This window comes from Vibrio sp. 1288 (assembly GCF_033344475.1).
The window spans coordinates 246,713-257,158 of the sequence record NZ_JAWPOX010000004.1 but is presented as its reverse complement, the minus strand read 5'-3'; the positions used below and the strand labels follow the sequence as shown (position 1 = coordinate 257,158).

General features: G+C 42.8%; 8 protein-coding genes. 2 read left to right on the top strand and 6 right to left on the bottom strand.

The annotated features are described in order from the left end of the window. The first annotated feature begins 355 nt into the window (after positions 1-355). Positions 356-1,204 (top strand): DNAase, encoded by an 849-nt coding sequence (locus R8O11_RS05250; RefSeq protein ID WP_318193969.1) that lies wholly within the window; start codon positions 356-358, stop codon positions 1,202-1,204. Positions 1,205-1,368: 164 nt separating this feature from the next. Next, a complete protein-coding gene (locus R8O11_RS05245; protein WP_318193968.1) occupies positions 1,369-2,208 on the top strand; it encodes a DNAase in 840 nt (279 codons plus the stop codon). A 507-nt stretch (positions 2,209-2,715) separates the two neighbouring features. Here the strand turns inward: R8O11_RS05245 and R8O11_RS05240 are convergent. The 6 genes from R8O11_RS05240 to R8O11_RS05215 all read right to left on the bottom strand — a co-directional run bounded on the left by R8O11_RS05240 (position 2,716) and on the right by R8O11_RS05215 (position 10,444). Next, positions 2,716-5,817 carry an efflux RND transporter permease subunit gene (locus R8O11_RS05240; RefSeq protein WP_318193967.1) on the bottom strand — a complete coding sequence of 1,034 codons (3,102 nt, stop codon included), beginning with the start codon at positions 5,815-5,817 and terminating at the stop codon, positions 2,716-2,718. Further along, positions 5,814-7,142 carry an efflux RND transporter periplasmic adaptor subunit gene (locus R8O11_RS05235; protein ID WP_005387094.1) on the bottom strand — a complete coding sequence of 443 codons (1,329 nt, stop codon included), beginning with the start codon at positions 7,140-7,142 and terminating at the stop codon, positions 5,814-5,816. The genes R8O11_RS05240 and R8O11_RS05235 overlap by 4 nt, the downstream gene beginning before the upstream one ends. After that, positions 7,129-7,785 carry a TetR/AcrR family transcriptional regulator gene (locus tag R8O11_RS05230; protein ID WP_005387092.1) on the bottom strand — a complete coding sequence of 219 codons (657 nt, stop codon included), beginning with the start codon at positions 7,783-7,785 and terminating at the stop codon, positions 7,129-7,131. The genes R8O11_RS05235 and R8O11_RS05230 overlap by 14 nt, the downstream gene beginning before the upstream one ends. Before the next feature lie 192 nt (positions 7,786-7,977). After that, the gene (locus R8O11_RS05225; protein WP_005387091.1) at positions 7,978-8,637 is read right to left on the bottom strand and encodes an HAD family hydrolase; all 660 of its coding nucleotides are present in this window, start codon (positions 8,635-8,637) and stop codon (positions 7,978-7,980) included. Between the two features lie 2 nt (positions 8,638-8,639). After that, complete coding sequence (locus R8O11_RS05220; RefSeq protein WP_005373862.1) at positions 8,640-9,659, bottom strand: ABC transporter ATP-binding protein; 1,020 nt, start codon at positions 9,657-9,659, stop codon at positions 8,640-8,642. Then, positions 9,656-10,444, bottom strand: a complete 789-nt coding sequence (locus tag R8O11_RS05215; protein ID WP_262657011.1) for an ABC transporter permease — start codon at positions 10,442-10,444, stop codon at positions 9,656-9,658. Before R8O11_RS05215 ends, R8O11_RS05220 begins: the two co-directional genes overlap by 4 nt. Positions 10,445-10,446: the final 2 nt, after the last annotated feature.

Sequence of the window (10,446 nt, the reverse complement as noted above, 5' to 3'; positions counted from 1 at the left end):
ATTGGCGCTGGACTAAACAAAGGCCCCCTTTTAGGGGGCTCACACAAAGCCACCTTCTTTAGAAGGTGGTAATTTACTTCTCATTTCATGGGTGGAGATCAGATCCTCAAGCCTATTATCAATAGTTGGCGTGTTTGATGAGCTATTGCTGGATGGAGCGGATGTAACTTTTAAAAGTGTAGATTTCAGTAAAGTGGAGGTGATGTTAGATATTTAAAATTTTGAAAAGATCCGATCTCCTTTTTGACCTTCATAATACCTTAGTATGTGGCTTATCTTTACTTGAATTAGAACTCATATTGCAGGCGTTCGTTTAAAGGTATTGATGCATATTTGAAGAGTAAGAGATAGACATATGAGTTTTATTAAAATGTGTAAAGATGGTTTTAGAGGAAAGCCGGATTTCTCTGGCTTATTACATAATGCGTTCCAGATAGATGACTTAGTGCTGTCATTTGAGTGTCCGAACAACATATATGAAGGACATGTATACCAGGATCTTGTTAATTTAGAACAGTTCGATGTTGAATCAAAAATAGAGAGGCATGAAAGGTTTGTAAAGTTAGCTACGGTATATTTTTTGTTTCAGAAGAAAATATTAAACCCTTTGCTTCCTATTAACAAACAAGGTGGATTATATATTAGGCTACGGGTTAAATCTACTGGAGAAGATATTGATAATATTAGTCAATTGTCCTCATTTTTAGAGAGAGAATATTATGATTTTTATCATGCCCCGGAGCAAAGTGAAGGCTCTATGAGGGGGTATCATACAGACTTGATGAAAGAATTGACTAAGCGTGCGAATAAACAATGGGGAGAAATTCCAGAAAGTGAACACCGAAAAAGAGAAAAAGAAGAATATTTAATTAGAGGTTTCTTAAGTGGTTATCCACCAATAAAGTGTGAGATAGTTGAAGTTGGAAAAAACAAATACTCAAAATACTCAGAAGGTAATCTTAAGTATAAGAGTGAATTACGAAGAGTATACAATTTACCCATAAAAAATGAATTCTACCTGAGCATCGAGTTTTGGTATAAGTACGAATCGATGTTTGCTAAGCAGAAGTTTTTAGATTGGGTGAGAAGTGCGGATGAAACCTTTGAAAAAAAAGTATTGGAATTACTGGATTTGTCTCCGCTCATCGACTCGTATACAGCCAAAGCGGTAAAGGGATTGAACGAAAAAACTAAGGCAGAGTAACACAGCGTCAAGAAAAGCTAGCAAAGTATGTAGCCATGAGAGAAAAATGAATCAAATTGGATGTCTATTTACCTTTGTACGCCATGGCGCATATAAAGCCAATGGATTTAGTATAGAGCCTATCACAAATATCAATACATATTTAAATAACAAGAGATATAAATATGAATTTTATCAAAATCTTTAAAGATGGGTTTAGAGGGAAACCAGATTTTGCACACTTGTTACATAATGTATTCCAGATAGATGACTTAGTACTATCATTTGAATGTCCGAACAATATATATGAAGGTCATGTATACCAAGATTTTATTGAATTACAACGATTCAATATTGATTCAAAAGTAGAGCGGCATGAAAAGTTTATAAACGTGGCCACGATTTATTTCTCTTTTCAAAATAAAATAATAAATCCACTATTACCAATCAATAAACAAGGTGGCTTATATATTCGGTTAAGGATTAAATCTTCAGATAAATATATTACTAGTGTTAATCAACTATCTTCATTTATAGAGAAAGAGTACGTAGATTTTTATCATGCTGTAGAGTCACCTGACGGTTCTCAAAAAGGTGATCATACAGAGTTGATGAATGATGCTATTGCGTATGCAAATCATCGTTGGGGAATGGACCCGATAAACGAAGAAAAAAAGAGAGCGAAAGAAGAGTTCCTTGTAGGAGAGTTTCTTCGTGGTTACCCTCCAATCAAATGCCAAGATATCAAGATTGGTGGAAATACATTTTCAAAATATGTAGAAGGAAATTTGGAGTATAAAAAAGACTATCGAAGAGTGTACAATTTGCCTATCAAAAATGAGTTTTACTTTAGTATTGAATTTTTATATGAAATCGAGCCTATGTTTGCTCAAAAAAAGTTTTTAGATTGGGTAAGACACGCGGATGAAATCTTTGAAAAAAATGTTTTAGAGTTGCTAGCACTGTCTCCGCTTATTGATTCGCATACTACCTCCAAATCCGAAAGGTTGGCAAAAAAAAGTTGATCCAGAGCGTTCATACTTAACTTAAAGAAAAAAGCCCGCGAAGAATGCTTTCACGGGCGAAAAAAGGGCACCAAATTGGGTGTCTATTCATTTTGGAGGTGGTCGAACGTCCATATAAAACTGACAATAGGCTTGGTGAGAGGCTTACCACCAGCGCGACCAACGAGGCTAAAGTTAACATTGTTGTAATGATTGTTAAAATGTTAATTCTTCAATCAATGTTTTCATTATCGTGAGTTTAAATTGTGAATGTGTTGCCTGCGTGTATTTTTACTCTGTGAAATGCCGTTTTTGACAATAAAACATATTATAAATCTTGTGTTGGTTATTTGATTTGGTTATATAAAACTCAACATACTTAATCCTTAACTGTTCATATTTACACTTAATGAGACACAATAACCCTCTGTTTGTTAAGTGATTGTGTGTTTTTTAACGCATTGGTATTGAACAAAAAGCGACCTAAGCCGTTCTTGTTCATTTTGATAAGTTTACTTATCAGTCGTTTTAGATTTCTTCGTGCTTATGGACTAGGCCGAAGTCAGCTAAAATGGCATACGCAGCAGGGATCATAAACAACACCAGCAGAGTGGATGCGAAAATACCAAACACGATGGAGATAACCAGTGGTTGGATAACCTGTGCTTGCAAACTGGTTTCAGTCAGTAACGGAAGCAAACCTGCTGCAGTGGTCATTGATGTTAGGAATACTGCTCTAAAGCGTTCCCGACTGGCTTTGACTACTGAGTCATGTACATTATCCCCTTCATCCACATGATGGCGTATGTACTGAACTAACAGAATCGAGTCATTCACCACAATCCCTGCTAATGAGACGAAGCCCATCATACTTGGCATACTTAATGAGTGACCGAGTAGGATGTGTCCCCATACCACGCCAATAAAGGCGAGGGGAATCGCAAGCATGACGACGAATGGTTCCAAATAACTGCGGAATTGGTAACTCAGAATCGCAAACACGCCAAACAAACCAAGCAAGAAGCCTTTACCCATTGATGCGCCAGTTTCAGCGGTATCTTTGGCTTCACCTTCAAAATCAAAGCGAAGACCAGGGTACTTTTGCATAAGCTTTGGTGCTTCATCCTGTTGGAACTGACGAATAATGGCGGTTGAGTTGGCTTTCGTATTGTCGATATCGCCGAATACGCTCACAGTGCGCAAGCCATCGATGCGCTGGATTCTTACGTAATTACGTTGGAAATCCAAAGTCGCAATGGTCGCGAGTGGAATTTGACTGCCATCGGACAAGATAATTGGGAAGTTTGCCAATTGCTGTAAGTCACCAGCTTGCGCTTTATCAAGGCGAACTTCGATGGAAATGTTTTCAACCCCAACTTGGATTTCGTCTGCGGTTTGGCCAAAGAAAGCCGCGCGCAATTGATTGGCGATGAGTTGGCCGTTAATCCCATAAGCTTCTGCACCCGGACGCAGTTTAACCAAGACTTCTTCTTTACCCATACGCATGTCATCCAACACGCCATGGACACCGTCAAACTCATTCAAGTATTGCTGAATGTCGATAGAGGCCGCTTTGAGCGCATCCAGATCATCATGTTTCGCTCGAATTTCAATCGCTCGTCCACCTGGCCCCATGGTCGGTTGTTTAAATACCAGTGAGATTGGATCGGCAAGTTCACCGATGTCTTCGCGCCATGCATCGATAAATTCATCGATGAGTGTGTTACGACTCTCTGCACCCAGCAAATCCAGACGTACCGTGGCAATGTGAGGGCCAGATTCATTCGCGTCGGCGTTAGCGTTGAATTGACTGGTGATGTGCAGAACCAATGGATTGCCGTCTTCCACTTTTTCTGTCCATTCTTTATCTAGCTTTTGAGCGGAAGCAACGATCTTACCGACGACAGCTTCCGTTTGAGACAGAGAAGAACCCGGAGGAAGAATAATACGCGCTTCTGCAATGTCGCCATCCAGTTCAGGGAAGGGTTGGAACTTGAGCAAACCACCTACTAACGTGGCAGCGGAGATAAGAAGCAAGGCAACCACACCGCCCATAAAGGCATAGCGATACTCGACCACTTTATCCACTGCGTTGACCAAGGTGGTGTTGCGGAAGTTTTCAAAAGAAGCGAGCAGCTTTTGTTTGAACTTCGGTGTTTTTCGCTCTTGCTTTTGTTTGTGTAGTGAGTGAGAAAGGTGGTTAGGTAGAATCAAGAAGGCTTCCACCAAACTTAAACTCAGTACGAGGATCAGAACTTGAGGAACCGCTTTAAGTACCGCACCCATTTCACCTTGCAAAAATAACAAGCTACCGAAAATACACACCGTAGTTAAAAAGGAAGAGATGACCCCCGGCAGTACCTTTTTCACTCCTTTTATCACGGCATCATCGATCTCTTCTCCTCGGTCGAGGTGAGCGGCAATCGATTCGGCAATAACGATGGCATCATCCATCATGATACCGATGGCCATGAGTAACCCGACCAAAGACATGATGTTGATGGACAGGCCAAGTTGCGCCATCAAAAATAACCCACCTAAGAAGGCAACGGGTAAACCAGCTGCGACCCAAAAGGAATAGCGAAAACTAAAGAACAACCACATGGTGGCGAAGACCAGAATGATACCTTGCCAACCGTTTTTGACCATCATGGTCAGGCGATCCCAAAGCACGGATGAAAGGTCATTGGTCATTTGTAGCATCACACCGTCTGGCGCGATAGCTTGTTGTTCTTCGACAAATTGAGCAACACGTTCTTTAATGCGCAGTGCATCGTCTTCTTTGTTTTTGCTGACTTTTAGTAGGGCAGAAGGGTGACCATCAAAGAGGACTTTCTGTTCGTCCAATTCAAATCGGTCGGTAATCGTCGCAATGTCTCTTAGAGGGATGATTGATCCATTTGGACCAGAGCCCACGACAATAGTCTCAAGCTCTTCTGGCGTCACACGTCGTTCATCAAAGCGGATCAGAAAGTTCTTATCTGGCGTTTCGACATTACCACTTGGCAACTTGACGTTCTGACGACCAATCTGCTCAGCAATATCGCCAACACTTAAGCCAAGTTGTCGAATAGCTTGAGTATCTAGCTCTACTCGGTATTGGTGGTCAGAGAAGCCTGCAACTTCAACCAAAGACACATCGTAATCGAGCTTCAACGTGCGCTTAAGTTGTTCTGCATAAGCTTTTAGCTCTGGCCATGTGGTGCCTGCAGTGATCGCGACATCCACAACTGGCTCATTCCAATCCAACTCTTGGACTACGGGAGACTCAATTTCTTGTGGGAAGTCATTAATCGAGTTGATTTGAGTTTGAACGTCGACCAACATGCGGCCGATGTCGGCTTCTTCATTCAGTTTTAAGATAAGACGCGCAGAGCCTTCAATCGCTTCACATTGCGTTTCTTCAATGTTAGCAAGGCCATCAACAGCATCTTCCATGCGGACACAGATACTCTCTTCGACTTCTTGCGGGGAAGCGCCAGGGTAAACTACACCAGCTAGGATGTAGGGTGGATCAAACTCAGGAAAGGTTTCCCGCTTAATCGTGGAAAGTGAAGAAATCCCCAATATCAGCAGCGTTAGCATCAGCAAGTTGGCTGCCGTTGGGTGCTTGGCGAAGAATCGGATCATGAATCAGACTCCTCAACAGTGGCTTCTGACTGTTCAGGTGATTCTTTCAATAGCATGCCATTAATCGCAGGCAGCAAATCGTTGATGATCAGTTTCTGACCTTGCTCCAATTCGCCATCGATCACCACTTGGTTATTTCGGCGATATAACACTTCAACCGTCACGACTTGCAGACGGTTGTCATCTCCCATCAGGTAAATCTTATCGCCATGAAGCGCACGCTCTGGGATGACCCAACTCGGGTTCTCTTGTCCCTCAATCAAGGCTCGCACAAACATGCCGTTCACTAGTGGAGGCGCAGAGGTTGGGTTTAATGCACGGTAGTCTTGTTCAATTTCCAGAATCACACCGGCAGTCGCTTGGCTTGGATCAACCGTTTCACTGATGCGTGCAACTTTCGCAGGCCAGCTTGCAGAGAGGTTACCGCTGCTGAGTTCAATGTTGGCATGAATCGCATTCATATCAGGTTGTGGAATACCAGATTCATCACGAACAAACTCACCGATGCTCGCAGCCAAAGTTTGCATGTCATGAATGGACAGTTGAGCTTCAACCTCCATAACATCAATACCATGCCCGGTCACCATGGTCTGTTGTAGATTAACCACTTGGTTTTGCTCAATCTCGACTTCTGCAATGCGCAAATCGTAAGGAAGGGTGATGATGGTTTTATCAAGCGAGCGTTCGGCCTCATCCACTTTTGATGCATTAACTTTAACTAGGGCTTCCGCGACTCGTTTCTCATCCGGCATCAAACCAATTTGATTTTCAATATCCAGTACTAACTTACGTTGAGAGAGCGCGCTTTGCTCTTGCTGATCTACATCCGATTGAGACGTTAGGCCTTTTTTACGTAGGTTTTGCTTACGGTCTAACTCTTTGTTGGCGATGACCAGACGGTTGGCTTCTATCTTGAGGGTGCTTTTGAGATTCGCTTCTTCTTGGTTCAGCTTAGCCAGAGAGGTTTGGGCAGATTTGAGATCGGCTTGAGCTTGAACCAGTTTCAGTTCGTAATCGAGTGGGTCGATTCGCAAGATTTCCGTTCCTGCTTGCAGCACTTGTCCTTTTTCCAGTTGCGGATGGCGGTAGACCACTTTACCCGTCACTTCGGCTATCGCTTTCCATTTCACTTTTGGTGCGATCTTGCCGAAACCTATGGCCACTGGAGCAATGGCTTTGAGCTCAAGAGGAATTGTCTCGACCAACCGTGCACGATCTCCTGCGGGTTTTACGGGCAAATCTGGTTTGAGGCTAATCGCCAAAAACAGAATGACGACCCCCACCGCAAGAGCAGGAAAGAACAGCAGCTTTTTATTTATTTTCATATTGGTCGCCCGAGTCTAAAAATCCATGTTTCATCAGTTGTATGTTGTGTTCGAATAATCGGTTCAAGAAGGCTTCTGAAAGTTCAATGCCATGAATGGCAAGCAGTGCTGGTGGCGCCATAAAAGGAAATACCATCAAGCTGATGTAAGAGACGCGACAAAGTTGAGGGTCGGCGTCTTTTCGTAAAACGCCACTGTCGATCAATTTATCAAAGATCACGCCTTGCATTGGCTTACTGATATCTGCGAAGACTTTTTCGAGCAGTTTGCGTTGGGTTTCCGATGGGGGCATATTCATAACTTGGGCAACTAAGCGTGGAAACTGTGGTACCTTGATCATTTCGCGGTAGTAGGTGCGCATTAGATCGAGAAAGTTTTGCTCGTTACTGTTGGATACCAACGTCTGCATCTGCTTTTGCATCGGTGACAGTGTTTCGCGCAACATGGTCTCGAACAAGCCTTCTTTGTTGCCAAAGTAGTAGCGAATCATCGCAACGTTCACGCCTGCTTTCTGCGCGACTAGGCGAGTAGAGACCTTGTCATAAGCCATAATGGTGAAGAGTTCGCGCGCGTGGAAAATCAGTTTTTCCCTTGCGTCGATATTATCTGTGGGTCTTCCCGCCCTTCGATGCGCTTCCGTCACAATCTTCTCTCAAAATATTAAACATTTGATTAATTATAAGACGCTGATTTCTCATGCGACATGTGAAAAATTAATCAGTATTTAATCAAGTGATTAATTTGTGATGAAGAGAAGTAAAAAAGAGCAGAAAGAACTGCTCTTTGAACAAATAGAAAAGTATTTACTTAGGAAGAACGGTCTTTTGAGGCTAGATCACCCCCAACTTAACACACTCCAATTCGGTCTGTTGGCGTGTTCTTTTAGTTGTGGGCATGGATTTACCAGATAAGCGTAGTTCGCGTATTCACAAAGCGGTAAATCGTTGATTGAATCGGTATAGAAATGGATTTCGGAATAAGGCTCAGGCTGATTTTCTAGCCACTGTTTTAATCGCGTGACTTTGCCTTCACGATAACTCGGGATACCGTCGATTTCAGCAGTATAACGGTTGTTTTTCTCGATTAAATCAATTCCGAGTGCGGTTGGAATATTAAGACGGCGACCAACGGCTTCCACCAAAAAAGTGACGCTGGCAGAGATGATAACCATATCTATACCATCACGAGACAGTTGCTCAATCAGGGTTTTGGCTTGAGGGAACTGTTTAGGCAAAATATGGCTTTCAACACATTCTTCAACCAAGGCGTTTACTTCTTCAATCGGCATGTTTTCTAGTGGCTTCATGGAGAACGCTAGGTAATCTTCCATGTCCATTTTGCCTTCAGAGTACAAGGCCATTAGACGCTGATCTTCCTTAATAAATAAAGGATCAGTCGCGATGTCTCTCTCAACCATAAACTCGTTCCAAATCATTGCGCAGTCAGCGTTTATTAGGGTTTCATCCATATCAAAAACATACAAAGGTTTGGACATGTTTAGGCTCTCACTGGCTGAATTTCGTTTAGGTTAAAGAGTAGCTCTAGTTGGCTGCCATTCGCTAGTAAGCGTTCTGAAGAGCGGTTAAGCAAGTCAACAGTGAGCTCACACTCTTCAACGTTCACTTGATAGCGAATAACATTACCTAGAAGCTGGTGGTTGGTGATCGTACCTACTTGTGGCGCTGAGATGTGGCTATCATATTGACGACCTTGCTCTTTTACATATATAGACTCTGGGCGAATCGCCACTTTCCATTCGGTATCAATGTTGAAGAGTTGCTTGGCTTTATTGGCCTCTACAAGGTTGTAGTGCCCCATGAAACCGGCCACAAACTCGTTAGCAGGATGAGTATAAATTTCTTCAGGTGTTCCTGCTTGAACAATTTCTCCTTTACTCATTAGGAAGATACGATCAGACATAATCATCGCCTCTTCTTGGTCATGAGTTACGAAGATAGTGGTGAGATTCATCTCTTTCTGAATGTCTCGGATTTGCTGACGAAGGTGTTTGCGGATTTTGGCATCAAGCGCAGAAAGTGGTTCATCAAGCAATAATATGCGAGGTTTCACCACCAACGCTCGAGCGAGTGCGACACGCTGGCGCTGACCGCCAGAAAGTTGATGCGGATAGTGTTTTTCTTTACCTGCCAGATCCACCAGTTTGATGACTTTAGCCACTTCACGTCGAATATCATCATTCGCAAGCTTTTTCATTTTTAAGCCAAATGCAATGTTGCCTTCGACGGTCATATTGGGAAACAGCGCATACGATTGAAAGACCATCCCAATACCACGCTCTTGCGGGACTTGATGCGTGATATCTTCTCCGTTTACCCAAATCTCGCCTCCATCGACAGGGTTAAGCCCAGCAAGGCTGCGAAGTAGTGTCGATTTACCACAACCGCTAGGGCCCAAAAGCGTAATGAATTCACCTTGCTCGATGTTAAAGTGAATGTCCTCAAATACGGTGTTATCACCAAAACGTTTAGTCAGATTTTTCGCTGTTACGTAGCTCATTGTTTGACTCCTCGGCTGAAACGACTTGCCAACCAAGTCAGTAAAAAAATAAATAGGAAGTAGGTCATCACTATGGCAGACGTAAAGTGGCCGCTCGTCTGACGCATGTTATACAAGTAGATTTGCAGGGTTTCATAACGTGTGCCGACTAAAATATTGGCGAACACAAACTCTCCCAATAGAAATGAAAATGAAAGGAAAAGCGATGCCATCAGTCCTTTTTTGAGGTTAGGTAAAATGACCATCAAAAACGCTTTGGTTGTGCTTGCTCCTAGCAAGTGTGCAGCGTCCATTAAATCGTTAAGGTTAATTGCTTCGAAGCTATTAGAAATCGCACGATACATGAACGGTAACGCGATGGTGAAGTAAGTACCTACTAGAATCCAAGGAGTACCGATAAGGGAGATTTCACTGTCAGCATAAAGTTGAAGCAAGCCGACGGAGGACACCACTGGTGGTACAGCGAATGGTAGCAAAATCAATACGTTCATGAGCTTATCGAGCCTTGGAAAGTAGTAAAACACCACGAATATCGCTGGCAGAACTAGAATCACACTGAGGGTTAGCGAAGCAATACAAATAAACAGCGAACGCCCAAATGCTTGCAAAAAGCGTGGGTCGGTCAGCAATTTAACGTACCAATCAAAAGTGAAACCATCTGGAAGCACCGTGGCGCCCCAGCGTGATGAAAGCGAATAGACAAAGGTCGCTAAAATCGGGATGAGCATGATCCCAACAATGGAATAAACCACCGTTTTATGGAATCGATTATTAACGTTGTTCATGA